The organism is Paenibacillus sp. GYB003 (assembly GCF_036577625.1).
Lineage (GTDB): Bacteria > Bacillota > Bacilli > Paenibacillales > NBRC-103111 > Paenibacillus_AB.
The window spans coordinates 17,898-33,824 of the sequence record NZ_JARBDC010000062.1 but is presented as its reverse complement, the minus strand read 5'-3'; the positions used below and the strand labels follow the sequence as shown (position 1 = coordinate 33,824).

Genomic DNA, 15,927 nt, shown 5'->3' with positions numbered 1-15,927 from the left:
CGGCACGGCGACGGCGGCTTTTCCTTCGCGCAGCGCGCGGGCGAGACAAGCCGTCTCCTCCAGCTTCTCGTCGGCGAAGGCGAGCGCTTGCCGCAGCGCCGGATCGAGCCCGTTTTCCCGGGCCGCCGTAACCGGGACGTGCAGCAGGCTGCACGACGGCTGCACGATGATCCGGCCGGACGGCACGCGGGCCGTCAAGCTTTCCAGCAGCGCCAGCTTCGAGCCGAGGTCGGCGCGCCAGATGTTGCGGCCGTCGATCAGACCGACGCCGAGCGATTTATTTGCGGGAAAGCCGAACGCTTCCAAGCCGGCGCGATTGCGCTCGCCGCCGTGAACGAAGTCGAGACCGATCCCGTCGACGGGCAGGCCGACCGTTTCCTCGTAATGCCGGACGCCGTCGAAATACGTTTGCAGCATCAGCTTCATTCGCGGCGACGCCCGGCGAATTTCCCCGTACATGGCGGCGATCCGCTTCATCTCGTCTTTGGACGGCGACGCGGCCAGGATCGGCTCGTCGATTTGCGTCCATTGCACGCCCTCCCGATCCAGCTCGCGAATCAACTGCGTATAGGCCGGCAAAAACGTTTCGACGAGCGAATCGATCCGTTCGGGACGGTATCCTTTGGACAGCTTCAAAAACGTATACAGGCCGAGCACGACGGGCTTGCCTTCGATGCCGAGCTTCGCTTTCGCTTCCCGGTACGCCTGGAGCGGCCGGTTTTCGACCAGCTCGGGAGCGGCATCGTTCAATTCGGGCACGATATAATGATAATTCGTATTGAACCACTTCGTCATTTCGCAGGCGGTCGCGCCTTTTGTTCCGCGCGCCATGGCGAAATAAACGGAAAGCGGAACCGGTCCGCCCGCGTGACCGAAACGGGCCGGCACGACGCCGAACTGGGCGGCCGTATCGAGCACGTGATCGTAGAGCGAAAAGTCGCCGACGGGAATCAGGTCGATGCCTTTATCCCGCTGCGTCCGAAGATGGCCGAGCCGAATCGCTTCCATGCGGGCCGCCAATTCCTCCTCCCCGATTTTCCCGGCCCAATGTTGTTCGAGCGCTTTTTTCCACTCCCGGTCCGCTCCGATTCGCGGATAGCCGAGCGAGCTGCTAACGATGGAATTCATGGACGAACGCCTCCTCATAGTGAATTACCGGAACATGACACAAACCGAAAACGCAAAAAAGACATCTTTTACCCGGAAAAGCGCATAGGTAAAAGATGCCCCTCATGTTCGATTATGACGGCCGCCATCTTCAACACCTCCCTATCTCCCGTAGGTAAAGCAGTGCTGTCAGAACAGGCAGGTCTCCTGGCTCCGGGATCGTCGCGTTCGGCTGCCTTCCCGATCTTCTTGCGATCAGTGGCTTGGATTGCCGGACACTTCTCCGTTACAGTGGCGGGACCGCGTCGGTTTTGCACCGATCTTCCCTTTTAAGCGCCGGCCGCAGCCGGCGCACCCATTCCCACAATATGCGATTGTTTGTCTTGCGACTTACACAAGGATCATACAATACGTTTTCATTTTATGCAATCCTTATCGGAAAACCGGGACTACAGTCGGGTACAAGCAAACCTCCAAACCGTACAACAGTTTGGAGGTTTCGATAGCCTGCTCAATGATGCGCAATCGCCGCGTCGATGCCGGCCAAATGGTTGCGCCGCGCAAGAACGAACAGAACGCCGAGCAGCACCATGACGCCGCCGAAATAAAACGGGACGCTCGGGCCGAACCATTCGGCCAGCTTTCCGGCCAGCCACGGGGAAATGGCGCCGCCCATAAAACGGACAAAGCTGTACGCCGCGGAGGCGACCGATCGTTCGACCGGGGCCGATTCCATGACGGCGGTCGTAATGAGCGTATTGTTGATGCCGAGGAAGACGCCCGAGACGACGACGCAAACAATGATCGTTTCCGGCGTATAGGCGCCGATGCCCATCACGAGCAGCACGGCCGCGAACAGCGTCAATACGGCGCTAATCGATCGTACGGAGCCGAAACGCTTCTGCAGCCTCGGCGCAACAAATACGGACGTGACGGCGAGCAGCAGCCCCCAGCCGAAGAAGACGTACCCGAGACCGCGCTCGTTCAGCTCCATGACGTAAGGGGAATAGGCCATCAGCGTAAAAAAGCCGAAGTTATACAAAAAGGCGGCGACGCCGAGCGTGAGCAGCCCCGGGTACGCAAGCGCCTTGAACGGCGCCGAGAGCGGGCTCGGCTTTTTCGGTTTGGCCACGTTCGGCATAATGAACAGCAAAAACAAAAAAGCGATCCCCATCAGCACGCTGACGCCGAAAAAGGGCCCTCTCCACGAAATCGACCCGAGCTCGCCGCCGAGCAGCGGGCCGACGGCAATGCCGAGACCGAGCGCCGCTTCGTAAAAAATGATCGCCTGCGCGGTGCCGGAAGCGGATAAGCCGACGATGGCGGACAAGGCGGTCGCCAAAAACAGCGAGTTGCCCAGCCCCCAGCCGCCGCGAAACCAGACGATCGCATCGATCGTTTCCGAATTGCCGGCGAATGCGGAGAAGACGATGATCAGAAAAATACCGGCGATCAGCGTCCATTTCGTCCCGAGCCGGCTCGATACGAAGCCGGTAATGAGCATGGCGATGCCGGTGACCAAATTGTAGCTTGTAAATAGCAGCGAAACCTGGCTCGGCGTCGCCTCCATCTTTTTGGCGATCGCCGGCAAAATCGGATCGACGAGGCCGATCCCCATAAACGAAATGACGCACGCAAAAGCGACCGCCCATACGGCGAGCGGCTGGCTGAACGTGCCCGAACGTTTGCGGATCTCCTGATACCGCCGATCGGTCGATGCGGTTGACATGAAATGAATGACCTCCCGAATGTATTGTTCGCTTTCCGGTAACCCGCTATGCGACTGCCGCTCTTGTCGGCGCCCTCTCCCAAGTACCGAATTCGGGCGGCAAAGTCGCAACGAACGGGCAAGCCGGATATAGTTGTATGATACAACTAAATAATTTTAATTGTATTATACAACTTCTTTCCGAGGTGTCAATGTAGATATTTCCCTATTCCGCCGGCAAGTTGCGATCGAATTGTACAATCGGGTAAAGTATCAAGTAACAACAGCCGGAAAGGTGATGACGTTGGACGAGAAACATTTGGAGGAAATCGATCTCGAGCTTGCCACGTTCGCCCGACGGGTTACGACAGTCGCCTTGGACAAAAAGCTCGGAACGCTTGAGCGATCGGCTTATTTGCTGCTTTATCACCTGTCCGAGCACGGGGCGACCGGCGTCAAGGCGCTGGCCGAACAGTTCCGTCTCGACATTTCGACGATCAGCCGACAAGCCGCCGGCTTGGAGGCGAAAGGGCTAATACGGCGTATGCCCGATCCGGTCGACGGCCGGGCCAGCCATTTCGAAATTACGGATGCCGGCATGAAGGAGCTGCTCGAATCGAAGCGGCTGCGGATCGCCCGCTTCGCGCAGTTGTTCGCCGACTGGACGCCGGACGAATGCGAAACGTTTATGCGCTTGATGGCCAAGCTGAACCGGACATTCGTGGACTGACCCGCAGACCGAAGTAAACTGCGCCGCGGGTCCGAACGTTTTCGGCGCCTCCTTATAATCGGCCGAAACGAGTCCCGGATCCTTTTTTGCACGCCGAACGGCAGCGGAGCGGGAAGCGGGATGGAAATGTTCCCGCTATTGTCTTGTCGTTTCCCGTTTCCGGGCAAAACAACGGGAAAACGCCCCGTTACTTTCGTCCATGGCGCGCTTTTCCCCGATTCGGCGGCATTTTTGCTGGAGCATTTCCCGGTATTTCGAAATGACGCCCTATAGGAGAGCTAGATAACCGGAGGTTTTCCCGTACGTTCGGTTCCCGTGACCCGGCAGGATTAGAATACGCCTGACGCGGAAACGAAAGGCGCTGCTCGTTCTTTTCTCCGTGCAACCCCGCACCCTTCGCCATTCATCCGTCGTGCCGCTTGGCGGCATCCGAAAAATGCCCAAAAAAACACCGCCCCCACGGAAGCGGTGTTTCCAAACGGCTCTGCTTACTTCACCAATTGCCCGCGCGTCACGCCGAGCTGATTCGTCGCTTTCAGCGTGCGCCATACGCTCGTACCGCTGATCGCGCCGCGCAGCGCCCGGCCGTACAAATCGAGCACCTCCCGCACCTGCTCGGGCGACTCCTCCAAAAATTCGACCCGGTACGCGGTCACGCCCAGCTCCCGGAACTGCGGCAAATATTCCGCGCCGGACTGCTCGATCGCGTTGTACACCGTATTGCGGCAGCCTTCGTCGACGCGCACCGGGTGCGACATGCCGATCCGGTCCTGCAGCGATACGCGGTGCTCCTCGCAAGGACGGCCGCAGTTCGTGTAGTCCGTTCCTTCGCTCAAAAACGTGCAGTAGACGCAGTGCTCCGTATGGAACATCGGCAAATGCTGATGGATGACGATTTCCAGCTGCGCCGGGTCGGCGCGCCGCAGCAAATCGATCATTTGCTGAATGTTCAAATCGTAGGACGGCGTTACCCGGCTGCAGCCGCTGTCCGCGAACAGCTGCACCGTTTTGTGGTTGGCCGCGTTGAGCGAGAAGTCGCCGATCAGCTCCGGCCGGTAGCCGTCCGCGCTTTGGGCGCGGTGTCTCATGAAGTAGTACATCGCTCCCGTGTTGCGAACGAGCACGGCGTCCGGACGCAGGTTCAGCATGTTTTTGAAATAGCCGGTCTCGCCCGGCATATGGATGCGCGGCGTCGCCAGCGCGATTTTTCTGCCGGCGGACCGGACCGCTTCCACAGCGGCCGGAAACTGCTTGATAAATTCGAAGTCGGCATATATCCACTCGACATCCGTCTCGAGCACCGCCTTCACCTGCTCGAGATTGCGGCACAGCGCGATCAGCTTCGGCTCGAGCGGTCCGGCTGCGCGCGCGGCCGAACCGTCCCGTCCGGCGGCGAACGTCCCGGCGGGCACCGCGCGATGCGCGTCCGCGTACACGTCGACGGCCCGCTTCGTATAGGCGCGCGGCTTTTGGCGCGCTTGCTCGAGCAGCTCGACCGCGCGGCGGCGCATCTGATTCAGCTCGCGCATCGGAATGATGAGCGCTCCGTCCAAATCGAGCGCGAGCGCGTTCAGCGCGAATATCGTGCCGCCGAGCCGGCCGAACTGCTCTTCGAACAGAGCCCGGTCCATCGGTCGTTTCTCCGCCTGCACGAGCGGCAGCTCGGAAACGACCTCCACGGAATGACCGGTCCGCTCGTCCGTCCATACGCTGCGAAGCGGCTCGCCGAGCCGGCCTTGCACCGCCACGCTTACCGGAAACACCCGGTACGGCTTGTCCGTCTCGAACGTTTGCCGAAGCCTTTTGTCCAGATGCGGATCGCTCGTCTTCCAAATCCGGTCGCCGACGCGAACCCGCTTTAAATCGACGTCGTTGCGTCCCGGCACGATCTCGATCAGGCCGCCTTCGGCCTCGCCCTCGAGCTTGACGCCTTTGCGCCGGATATCGTACACCCGACCGCCTTCTTCGGGCTTCGTCGGATCCCCGGCGTCGAAGACGATGCCGTCCCCGCGCTTCAACGGCGCTTCCAGCTCGCAAACGACGCCGTCCTTCAGCAGCTGCTTCACGCGGCCGAGGAAGACGCCGCGGCTTTTCGGAAACGTGCCGTCGACGAGCTGCTTGTTGTTCGTCCCTTTCAGGAAGCCGTACGTAAATCCGCGCGAAAAGCTTTGCTGCAGCTCGCGCAGCTCCTCCTTCGTCGGCTTCGGGTCGCGGCCGGCGAAATAGCTGTCGATCGCTTTGCGATACTTGGACACGACGTTGGCGACGTATTCCGGCGATTTCAGCCGACCCTCGATTTTGAACGACGTGACGCCCGCCTCGATCAGCTCCGGCACGAGCTCCAGCGCGGCCAAATCTTTCGGGGACAGCAAATAGGCCACGTCGCCCATCGGCTTCTGCACGCCGTCCACCATCAAATCGTACGGCAATCGGCACGCCTGCGCGCACTCCCCCCGGTTGGCGGAACGGCCGCCCCACATTTCCGACGTGAGGCATTGCCCCGAGTACGAAACGCACAGCGCCCCGTGCACGAACACTTCCATCGGCAGCTTCGCCTGATCGCCGATCTGCTTGATTTGCTTCAAATTGTTTTCGCGTCCGAGCACGACCCGCTCGATATCGAACGGCTTCGTAAATTCGACCGCTTCCGGGGACGTGATCGTCATCTGCGTCGAGCCGTGGATCGGGAAATCGGGAGAAATGTCGCGAATCAGCTTCACGAGTCCGAGATCCTGCACGATCACCGCGTCGACGCCGGCATCGATGCACGCTTCGACGAGCCGCTTCGCGTCGTTCATTTCCTCCTCGAACACGAGAATGTTGAACGTGACGAACCCTTTTACGCCGTACAGGTGCAGAAACGACATAATGTCCGGCAGCTCGTCCATCGTAAAATTTTTCGCGCGCACGCGCGCGTTGAATTTGTCCACGCCGAAAAAGACGGCGTCGGCCCCGTTCGCCACCGCCGCCCGCAAGCAGTCCCAATCGCCCGCGGGAGCGAGCAGCTCGATATGTTCGATGCGAATGTCTTCGCGCATGGTATAGTTCCTCCTGGCAGCTTTCATGCCCGGCCTGCCGGCCGCCCTATGATCCTATTAGTGTACCAGAAAAGGCGGTCCGTGCGCCATGCCGCCGCCCGCCGTTCGCGCAGGAAGATGTTGCCCGCGCGAGGTCCGCAAAAAAATGGCGGCAAACCGACCGGTCCGCGCGCCATTCGCCTGTTACTGCTCCTCGCCCGGGACGACCAGCCGCCTGATCTCCTCGAACGAAACGGGCGTGTAGTCCCAATGCTCCACGCTGACGTTCACGTATTGCGAGCCTTCGTACTTTTGCCCGTGGATATGCCCGTGCACGTTGACGTACGGCATATGCTTGTTCATATACATCGGCTCGTGCGACAAAAAGAAAAAGCCGCCGTACACGATCGGGTATTCGCTTACTTCGTCGAATCCCGCCTCCAGCCACCACGTACGGGAGCGGCCGCGGTCGTGATTGCCCATGACGAGCGTTTTTCGTCCGTGCAGCCGACTTACAATCGCGCCCGTCTTCTCCTTGTTCAGAAACGAGAAATCGCCCAAATGAAAGATGCGGTCGTCCTTGCCGACGACATCGTTCCACCGCGCGATCATCGTCTCCGTCATTTCCTCCACGCCGGCGAACGGCCGCGACTCGTAATCGATAATGTGCTTATGGCCGAAATGGTGATCGGAGATGAAAAACGTTTGCGCCATCCGTTACGCCTCCCCGGCCAGCCGCCGCTCGACTTCCGGCCGCGTCGGAAGCGCCGGAATCGCGCCCCGCTTCGTCGTCGCAAGCGCTCCGACGGCGTTCGCGAACCGGAGCGCCTCGCCCGCGAACGACGGGTCGGCAAACGCCTCTTCCAGCCGCGCCGCCCCGACGCCGGCGTCCGCCAGCCGCCACAGCAGCCCGCCGACGAATCCGTCGCCCGCTCCGGTCGTATCGATCGCGTCTACTCGAACAGTCGGCGCGGCCAGCTCGCCGGCTCGCGTAAATACGCGCGAACCCGCGGCGCCGAGCGTGACGACGACGCATCGCGGACCGGCCCCGAGCATGAGTCGGGCTCCGTCTTCCGCCGAAGCGCCGCCGTATAAAAAGCCGACCTCCTCCTCGCTCACTTTCACGATGTCGGCGAACGGAAGCTGATCCAGAATGACCCGCCGCGCATAGTCGGCGCTCGTCCAAAGCGGCAGTCGGACGTTCGGGTCGTACGATACGAGCGCTCCGCGCGCCCTCGCCCGTCTCGCCGCGTCCATCGTCGCCGATCGGCACGGCTCGGCGATAAGCGATACGGAGCCGAAATGGAAGACGGCCGCGTCGCCGAGCCACGCCTCTTTCACGTCCTCTTTGCGCAGCAGCATATCCGCGGCCGGCTCGCGATAAAAGAGGAAGTCGCGTTCGCCGTCGTCCCTCAGCGATACGAAGGCGAGCCCCGTCCGGGCTTCGTCCGTCTCGACCAGCGCGGGCTCGACGCCGGCCTCCGCTAGCGCCTCGCGCAAAAACGCCCCGAACGGATCGCGCCCGACTTTGCCGATAAACCGCGCCTTGCCGCCCAGCCTCGCCACCGCCGCCGCCACGTTCGCGGGGGCGCCGCCGGCCGCTTTGCGGAACGTTTCGACTTTCGCAAGCGGAAGCCCGCTGATTTCCGGCACGAAATCGATGAGCAGCTCGCCCAAACAAACAACCGTACGCTTTTCCATCGCCTCATCCTCCTAATGGAACTTCTGCTTCGAATTATAGCCGACCGGTCGACAAAAGTGGAGCGAAACCGGCAACTTTCTACCCGCGGAATCGTCAAATGTTTAACAACCGTTTTTCAAAATGCTATAATGGCACTAGTCCTTTACCCGATTAACGCCTGACCGAACCGAAAACTATCATTATACCAAGTTCTGAGGGATCATCTTGTCATTGCGCAAAAAAGCGGCCTGGGCCGTCTTGCTCGCGCTGCTCGCGGCGGCGTTCGTGCTCGTATTCGGCCATAAGGAAGAACGGGTCCGGCTGCTGTACGCGAGCAACGGAGACGACTTCGACCGGGCGGCTTACTCCAATTTCCAACAATCGATCGCGGCGAACGTCGAGCTGAGCCGGATGCCGCTTGCCAAGCTGAGCGAAAGTCGGCTCGCCGATTTCGACGCCGTTTATTTGGACGTATCCTTGAAACGAACGGACGCTCTGAAAGCGTCGGTCCCCCGGCTGGAAGCGTATGTGAACGCCGGCGGGCATCTGTTCGCGGAAAACGATCTGCTCGGCGACCTGCCGAAGGAGCTGATCGGCGCTGCCGCCCTTGTCCCGGTTCACGGAACGGCAAAACCGGTTTTCGACTATCCGCAGGTTCGCGGCAATTTGCAGGGGATGCAGGACGTGTTCCGGCAGTTTGCAGACAATTTTACCGGACACGCCTATATTACCGATATGAACGAAACGATGCCGGGCTTCGACTGGGGGCAGGCGATCGTCCCGTCGACGGCCGAAAGCCTCGTGACGATGAACGGGCAAACGCTGTTTACCGTCAATCGGTACGGCCAAGGGTCGGTCGTCGCCGCCAGCGCGTTTTTGCCGAATCGCTACTTTATTACCGGCTTCGACCTGCAAAGCGGCATGGACACGGCCAAAGGGTTCCCGACGAAAGCGGCGAAACACGACGAGTCGCTGAAAGAGCCCGGGCGTTCGCTCTATTACGGGTTCAAAACGGGGCTGCCGCAGGAGCCTTATTTCCATTTTTCGTTCGCGGCGGCCAATCATTTGCTTCGAAACGAGTTCGCGGCTTATGTCTCGAAGGAAACGCTCGGCTACAGCCTGAAAAAGGTGTTCGGCCCGTACGGGCGCCCGGCCATGGCGTACCAAAACCATTTCGAGGCGCTGCCCGCGATCGAGCATAAGGAAGGCATCGCCTGGGCCGAGCTGCTGAAAACCTACAACCAAATTCCTTCGTTCTCGCTCGTTCGCTCGTCGTTCGACTGGCATCATTGGTACGAAGGCGTCACCGTTCATTTGAATACCGGAACGACGGAGCGGCCGCGGTTCGTCGGCGAGTTTCCGAATTCGTTTTACTCGAGCGGAACGCTGCTGACGAGCGACAACAACCCGCTGACCGTCGGCGCCTACCCCGGCAAGCACGAGCTCGGCATGAAGCTCGAGCTGCCGTACCGGGCGTATCCGGCTTTGATCGATTTGAACGGCAGCGGCACGCAAGATTTGATCGTCGGCAGCGCCGACGGATACTTGTACCGTTTCCCGAATACGGGGAAAGCGTCGTCTTCCGCGCAAATGGTGCCGGACGGCTATGCGCATCCGGACGGCTTCGGCGGGCCGCAGTCGCTCAAGCTGGCGAACGGGGAAACGTTCCGGACCGGCGGCTACGCCACCGTCGCCGCGGCGGATTTGAACGGAGACGGGCTCGCCGACCTCGTCGTCGGCAGCGCGGACGGCAGCCTGGTCGCCCTGCTCCGGCAAGGCAAAGGCGCCTTCGCCCCGCCGGTCCGGCTGATGTCGGACGGACAGCCGATCCGGGCCGCGTCCCATTCGGCCCCGGCCGCAGCCGATCTCGACGGGGACGGAACGCTCGACCTCGTCGTCGGCGACAAGGACGGACAGCTTACCGCCTATCCCGGCATTCCCGGCAAGCCTCTGCAGTTCGCCAAAGCGACGCCGCTGTTTCGCATCAACGCTTCCCATGCGGCGCCGGCCATCCGCGACATGAACGGAGACAAGCTGCCGGATCTCGTCGTCGGCAACAGCGAAGGCGATCTGCTCGTCTATGAACAACATCAAGGAACGTGGCTGCTGAAAGGGCCGATCGAAGGCTCGACAAGCAACCAAATGGGCACGAAGGCGCTCGTCGGCGGGCAATATTCGGTTCCGCTCTGGGCGGACTTGAACCGCGACGGCAAGGAAGACTTGATCGTCGGCCAGGTGCAGTACAGCAAGCCGGTCGCGGTCGACGACCCGGCGTTCCCTTACAAGAAGGAGCTTCGCGAATTTCTCGACTACGCCGAGGCGAACAAGCTGGAAATCGTACCGCACGTCTACGTGCACAGCTTCCTCAGCTCCGAGCAGGAGAAGCTCGAGCTGCAGCTGCAGCGGAAATCGTTCGCCGCGCTCGGCCTGCCTTGGACGAAAACCGGCACGAACCAGCATACGTGGCGCATCAATCAGCAGGACCGGCTGCAGACGCTGCGCAACGAAAACGAAGCCGACATTTGGTACAACTTCGGCTTCAAGCCGTCTAACAGCCCGACGGAGCCGCAATGGGGCCGCGATTTTTTATGGAGCTTTCCTTTTCTGCTTGAAGACGATCAGTTGAAGTCGCCCATGGTGCTGTACGCCCCGGGCTTCCGGTTCACGCTGTCGCCGGACGGCTATAAGCCGGATACGACCGACATTTACGAGGCGCATGCGAAGCTGGACATGCCGATCGATTATTTCGAGCATATCGAGTACCAGTACAACGATCCGGAAAAGACGGCGATGCTGGAAAGCTTCGTGCGTTACTTCGATCGGCTGCGCACCGAATACGACTACAATTTCATGACCGAACCGCAAATGGCCCGTTCGTTTCTCGCCGCGATGAAAAGCGACATTCGCGTCGAGCGCCCTTGGCTGCTGTACGCGATCGACAAGCTGAAAACGAGGTTTGGCCGCGGCTTGCATTTGACCTTATCGATTTCATCCGATAGCTCGGGCGTGCCCGACACGGCCGCGGAATACCGCAACACCGCCGGAGTCGTCTTCGAGCCCGGCGAGACATACGCCGGCTATCCGTTCGCGACGGACTCCCCGGTCCATACGAAAAAAGACGACAAGCTGTACGTCGGGCTCGGCTTGCGCCGTTTGACGAGCGTGTCCGTAAACTGGGGCGCGGAGCCGTTCCACATTATCCGCTCCAACGTTCCCGTGGACATCAAGGACGACGGTACGACCTGGACGATCCGCACCGGTTCCGACGGCATGCAGCAAATCAAGCTGTACGGACCTCGCCCGCTCGCTATTGCCGGCGACGGCCTGAAGGTCGAGAAAGATCCGAACGACAACGTCTATACGGTCACCCATTACGGAGCGGCGACGACCTTCACGGTCCAAATGCCGACCGACTGACGAATCGCACGCAAAGGAGAGTTCGCCATGGACGACATTATGCAGGAGCTGGAACGCCACATTCGCGAGCGCTATGAGATCGCCGACGACGACGACGATTTCGGCACCGATGTCCATCTGTTCGATTACGGCTTCATCGACTCGATCGGAGCGACCGCGCTGATCGCCCACATCGAGAAAACGTACGGAATTCAAGTGACGAACCAGGACTTGATGCTGCATCCGCTCAATACGATCGCGGAAATCGCCGCTTTTATCGCCGGCAAGACGGGGAGGTAACCGATGAATACCGACAACCGGACAACTTGCGTTATCTCACTGGAGCGGCTCGATCCGAACCAGCACGGCCAGCTGAAATACGCCTCCGCTTTCGTCAGCGAGCATATCGACGACATTCGCCTGGAGGGCGGAACCGTGACGATCGTTCACCATGATCCGGACGGAGACGCCAAAATCGCCGCAGGGGTCGAAAAGCTGATCGAACGGTTTTCGAAGGGCGATTTCGGCTTCAAGGAGCATATTTTGTTCGAGCATCGCGGGAGCATGCCGTACCGGGGCGATATTATCGCCGATTTGGTCTCCGCGAAGACGATCAAAGTGCTCGAGCCGGGCTTGTTCATTTTCCGCGAGCCGTTCTCCAGTCTGCTGCGCTTTTTCGACGACACGTTCGTGCAGCGGATCGCGAATGCGTTCGGCGCCAAGGAAGAATCGTATCCGGCGGTCATCCATCTGTCCACGCTCGACAAGACGAACCATTTCACCTCGTTCCCGGAGCACCTTCATTTCTTGAACCACCTGCGGGACGATCTGGACGTCATCGAATCGTTCTCCGATTCGATCCGGGAGGCGGGCGGCTGGAAGGACGAGGCGCCGCTCGATCTGAACCGTACGATGCCGAAGCCGCGCTTCGCCATGAACCCTTCGACCTGCTACCACTGCTATGAAGGGCTGCAGGGCGAAACGCTCGACGGCGACGGCATCGTGGCGACCGCGGTCGCGAAATGCCACCGCTACGAATCGAAAAACCATGCCGACTTCGGCCGGCTGCTCGATTTCAGCATGCGCGAAATCATTTTCGTCGGCAAGCCGGAGTTCGTCCGCGAAAACCGGCTGAAAGCGGTCGAGCATCTGAAAGAGTTGGCCCGCGAATGGGACATCGACTGCCTGATCGAAAATGCGAACGACCCGTTTTTCACGAACGATTTTCAAGTGAAAGCTTCGTTCCAGCGCAACCAGGAAATGAAGTACGAAATGAGGCTGACGATTCCGTATATCGATAAATCGATCGCCTGCAGCTCGGTCAACTTCCACAGCACCGCCTTCGGCACGGCGTTCGACATCAAGACGGGCAAACGTCCGGCTACGACCGGCTGCGTCGGCTTCGGGCTGGAGCGCTGGGTATTCGCCTTCCTGGCCCAATTCGGCCTGAGCGAGGACGGATGGCCGGCCGCTTTCCGCGAGCAGTACAAGGCGTGGCAAACAAAATCGAGATAAGGTTTGATTCGCGTGACATTTTGGACGTATGTGAGAAAAAACGGCTTCGTGCTGATGCTCGTCATCGTGTTCTTGCTGATCGATGCGTTCGTCGCACGGGTCGACCCGATGACGAACTCCAGACGGTTCGAAAAGGACGATTTTACGAAAACGTTGTTTCATCACGATTGGGATCGCTCCGGTCCCGTTTTTTTTGGCAATTCGGCCGTTACCGGGGCTTATATGGAGCGGAAGGCGCAGCGTCCGCTGGTGGAGATGGGGATGGCGTACGGAAAAATAACCGACCTGCGGGAAATATTGCGGCGCGGCTTGTACGAGCCCGAGGAGCAGCTCGTCATCGGCATCGACGTCCATACGATGCTCGACAAGATGCAAACCGATCCGCGCTTCCCCTGGTCGAGACCGTGGTACAGTCCGTACTTGTTCCATTACCGCGACTATTTCCAGGATGCGGGCAAGGAATGGCTGCGCAACGCATGGACGGCGGCGAAGCGAGGAAAGCTCGACTTCGCCGCGTACGAGCCCCGCTGGATCGACAAGGAGCTTTATTTCGGGCGCGAGCCCGCCGACCGGCTGCTGAAAGATTGGCAGCGCTACGAAGCGGATTACAACTGGATGACGCTGAGCGATATGGCGAACAATCTCGACGCGCTGGACTGGGTGATCGATGACGCGAAGCGGCGGGGGCTTTCGCTGAAGGTCGTCTGGATGCCGCTCAACCCCGATCCGGCTTATCCGCAGCCGCCGTATTGGAAGCCGCTGAAGGAGCGCGTCGGCGGCACGCTTCAGGCGAATTCGATCCCCGTTCTCGACTTGTCGGACACGTTCCGGCCGGACGAATTTCACGATCTCGTCCATCTGAACCAGGAAACCGGAGCGCCCAAATTTACCGCGGAGGTGGACCGATGGCTGCTTTCCTTCGAAAAGCCGCGGAGGTGATCGTCTATGCGATCATGCTCGCCCTCGTCGCCGTTTGCTTTACGGGCCAAGGCCTGTTCATTTACGAAGGCTTTTGACCGCTCGCCCAATTCAAAAGGAGCCCGCTCATGTCTTACTTGTTGAACCTGCACGCCTTGGCCGCTCTGCTCGGCATGGTCGTCGTGCTGATGCTGACGCGGCGCTGGCCGCACAACAAACGAATACTCGTGCTCTTGTTTAACTTATGCTTCCTGTATTTGTTCAGCCGGAAGCTGTTCTTGTTCTCGGCCGTCTACGTGCTCGTCAACTATTTGGGCTACGCCCTGCTCTGTTACGCCGCTCGATGGCGCAGGCAGTTGTTCGGCGCGGCGATCGTGCTGAACGTGGCGGCCGTTGCCGGCCTCCGGCTGCTGGACATGAACGTGTTCGAGCATCCCGCGTTCGATGCGATTTATTTGTTCGGCCTCATTTACACGGTGCTCAAGGTGATCGACGCCTACTATTTCGCCTTCTACGTCGGCAAGGAAGGCAAGGCGCCGCTGCTCGATTTCGTCAATTACTTGCTGTTCATTCCTACGTTCACGTCCGGACCGATCCTGAAATTCCGCGATTTTATAGCGGACAGCAAGAAGCCGTATACGGTGTCGGCAGCCGACTTCGAGGCCGGCATCAAGCGGATCGTTCTCGGCTTGTTCAAAAAAGTCGTATTGGTCGCCGGGATGACCGCCGTTTTCCACGACGTGCTGGATCTCGAGCTCCGGGCGTATCACAGCTTGTTTTTGATGGTCTGGTTTTATGCTCTCATCTATTTCGATTTTTCCGGCTATTCCGATATCGCCATCGGATTCGGCCGGCTGATGGGCTACACGATTCCGGAAAACTTCAAGCAGCCGTTTCTGTCGCCCACCCTCACGCAGTATTGGCGCAACTGGCACGCGACGCTCGGGGACTGGTTCCGCGACCATATTTTCATGATTTTTTCGCGCCGATTGACGACGCGCTGGGCGGCTGCGGGCCTTTCGGTGCTCATCATGGTGTTGATCGGCTTGTGGCACGGATTCACCTGGCTGTACTTGCTGTGGGGCGTCTACCACGGGGTGCTGATGGCGCTGGAAAGCTTGCTGCACTTATCGCTCGTGAACCGGAAAAAAGTGTCGCGCCCGTATTTTTTCGCCCGCTGCCTGCTCACCCAGTTGCTCGTCACGTTCGCCGTCATCGTCTATAGCGGGAATACGGACGTCGTCCTGCGTATCTATAAAGGGCTGCTGAACTGGTAACCGGACGGCGGCAAAAAACCCCCCTTGCTACCGCAAGGGGGGTTGCCGTTTCATATGTAGATGGCGGTTTAACCCATCCACCCTTTGATCATATACACGTCCAAGATGAGGAAGATGAAAAGGCTGAAAGCGCTGAACCCGATCGCGAATTTATTTTTTACCGATGCCGAAATCGACCTTATGACGGCGACGACCAGCAGGATCGTAAACAAAATCATGAAAAGATCGAACGTATGGAAGTTGGATGCCGTGGTCGCAGCAGCTTCTTCTGCCAAAAACATTTTCGGGGACCTCCTTAAGGTAAACATCGCATGAGCGAATATTGGTTCTATCGTCTCCTATTCGCTGTATAGACTCATCTTTATCTATGTTATCGTGCCCGGGGGGGCCGTTGCAAGCATATTTTTTAATGTTAACAAGTTTGTCACGTTTTTTTGCTGTACAAGCTTGAAATCGGGATCGCTCCGTATCGTCAGCCGCACGTATAAGATGTCCATTTTTACTAAGATTTATAACGGCCGCAAGCCGGAAACCTCCGATTTCGCCCTATGGCGAGCGGATCGGAGGTTTTTATCGTC

At 59.4% G+C, this 15,927-nt stretch carries 11 protein-coding genes, 1 pseudogene and 1 riboswitch; of the genes and pseudogenes, 6 read left to right on the top strand and 6 right to left on the bottom strand.

The genetic code is table 11. The annotated features are described in order from the left end of the window. Together PV407_RS20000 and PV407_RS19995 are read right to left on the bottom strand one after the other, a co-directional pair. Positions 1-1,128, bottom strand: a pseudogene (locus tag PV407_RS20000) (5-methyltetrahydropteroyltriglutamate--homocysteine S-methyltransferase); the annotation flags it as partial. 159 nt (positions 1,129-1,287) lie between these two features. After that, a riboswitch (cobalamin riboswitch) is annotated at positions 1,288-1,481 on the bottom strand. A gap of 137 nt (positions 1,482-1,618) precedes the next feature. Further along, positions 1,619-2,836 (bottom strand): MFS transporter, encoded by a 1,218-nt coding sequence (locus tag PV407_RS19995; protein WP_332091754.1) that lies wholly within the window; start codon positions 2,834-2,836, stop codon positions 1,619-1,621. Positions 2,837-3,113: 277 nt separating this feature from the next. Between PV407_RS19995 and PV407_RS19990 the strand changes: the two genes are divergently transcribed. Further along, a complete protein-coding gene (locus PV407_RS19990) occupies positions 3,114-3,545 on the top strand; it encodes a MarR family winged helix-turn-helix transcriptional regulator (RefSeq protein ID WP_332091753.1) in 432 nt (143 codons plus the stop codon). A 488-nt stretch (positions 3,546-4,033) separates the two neighbouring features. On the opposite strand, the gene PV407_RS19985 is transcribed toward PV407_RS19990, so the two are convergent. From PV407_RS19985 to PV407_RS19975, 3 genes are all read right to left on the bottom strand, one after another. Continuing rightward, entirely contained in the window at positions 4,034-6,583 is a 2,550-nt protein-coding gene (locus PV407_RS19985) for a DUF3656 domain-containing U32 family peptidase (RefSeq protein ID WP_332091752.1), read from the bottom strand. Between the two features lie 183 nt (positions 6,584-6,766). Beyond that, positions 6,767-7,276, bottom strand: a complete 510-nt coding sequence (locus tag PV407_RS19980; protein WP_332091751.1) for a phosphoesterase — start codon at positions 7,274-7,276, stop codon at positions 6,767-6,769. 3 nt (positions 7,277-7,279) lie between these two features. Next, positions 7,280-8,263 (bottom strand): PfkB family carbohydrate kinase, encoded by a 984-nt coding sequence (locus PV407_RS19975; RefSeq protein WP_332091750.1) that lies wholly within the window; start codon positions 8,261-8,263, stop codon positions 7,280-7,282. 205 nt (positions 8,264-8,468) lie between these two features. Here PV407_RS19975 and PV407_RS19970 point away from each other — a divergent pair, with 205 nt between their 5' ends. From PV407_RS19970 to PV407_RS19950, 5 genes are all read left to right on the top strand, one after another. Beyond that, a complete protein-coding gene (locus tag PV407_RS19970) occupies positions 8,469-11,660 on the top strand; it encodes an FG-GAP repeat domain-containing protein (protein ID WP_332091749.1) in 3,192 nt (1,063 codons plus the stop codon). A 27-nt stretch (positions 11,661-11,687) separates the two neighbouring features. After that, positions 11,688-11,939: an acyl carrier protein gene (locus tag PV407_RS19965; protein WP_332091748.1), complete on the top strand. Its 252-nt coding sequence runs from the start codon at positions 11,688-11,690 to the stop codon at positions 11,937-11,939. Between the two features lie 3 nt (positions 11,940-11,942). Further along, positions 11,943-13,154, top strand: coding sequence for a hypothetical protein (locus PV407_RS19960; RefSeq protein WP_332091747.1), 1,212 nt, complete (start codon positions 11,943-11,945; stop codon positions 13,152-13,154). 12 nt (positions 13,155-13,166) lie between these two features. Further along, the gene (locus tag PV407_RS19955; RefSeq protein ID WP_332091746.1) at positions 13,167-14,093 is read left to right on the top strand and encodes a hypothetical protein; all 927 of its coding nucleotides are present in this window, start codon (positions 13,167-13,169) and stop codon (positions 14,091-14,093) included. 107 nt (positions 14,094-14,200) lie between these two features. Next, a complete protein-coding gene (locus PV407_RS19950; protein WP_332091745.1) occupies positions 14,201-15,349 on the top strand; it encodes an MBOAT family O-acyltransferase in 1,149 nt (382 codons plus the stop codon). A gap of 68 nt (positions 15,350-15,417) precedes the next feature. Here PV407_RS19950 and PV407_RS19945 read toward each other — a convergent pair whose 3' ends face one another. Then, a complete protein-coding gene (locus PV407_RS19945) occupies positions 15,418-15,630 on the bottom strand; it encodes a hypothetical protein (RefSeq protein ID WP_332091744.1) in 213 nt (70 codons plus the stop codon). Positions 15,631-15,927 lie beyond the last annotated feature (297 nt).

Excerpts from the sequence above, each read along its gene's own strand:
- PV407_RS19995 (WP_332091754.1), bottom strand. The coding sequence starts at position 2,836 with ATGTCAACCGCATCGACCGATCGGCGGTATCAGGAGATCCGCAAACGT.
- PV407_RS19990 (WP_332091753.1), top strand. The coding sequence starts at position 3,114 with ATGACGTTGGACGAGAAACATTTGGAGGAAATCGATCTCGAGCTTGCC.
- PV407_RS19985 (WP_332091752.1), bottom strand. The coding sequence starts at position 6,583 with ATGCGCGAAGACATTCGCATCGAACATATCGAGCTGCTCGCTCCCGCG.
- PV407_RS19980 (WP_332091751.1), bottom strand. The coding sequence starts at position 7,276 with ATGGCGCAAACGTTTTTCATCTCCGATCACCATTTCGGCCATAAGCAC.
- PV407_RS19975 (WP_332091750.1), bottom strand. The coding sequence starts at position 8,263 with ATGGAAAAGCGTACGGTTGTTTGTTTGGGCGAGCTGCTCATCGATTTC.
- PV407_RS19965 (WP_332091748.1), top strand. The coding sequence starts at position 11,688 with ATGGACGACATTATGCAGGAGCTGGAACGCCACATTCGCGAGCGCTAT.
- PV407_RS19960 (WP_332091747.1), top strand. The coding sequence starts at position 11,943 with ATGAATACCGACAACCGGACAACTTGCGTTATCTCACTGGAGCGGCTC.
- PV407_RS19950 (WP_332091745.1), top strand. The coding sequence starts at position 14,201 with ATGTCTTACTTGTTGAACCTGCACGCCTTGGCCGCTCTGCTCGGCATG.
- PV407_RS19945 (WP_332091744.1), bottom strand. The coding sequence starts at position 15,630 with ATGTTTTTGGCAGAAGAAGCTGCTGCGACCACGGCATCCAACTTCCAT.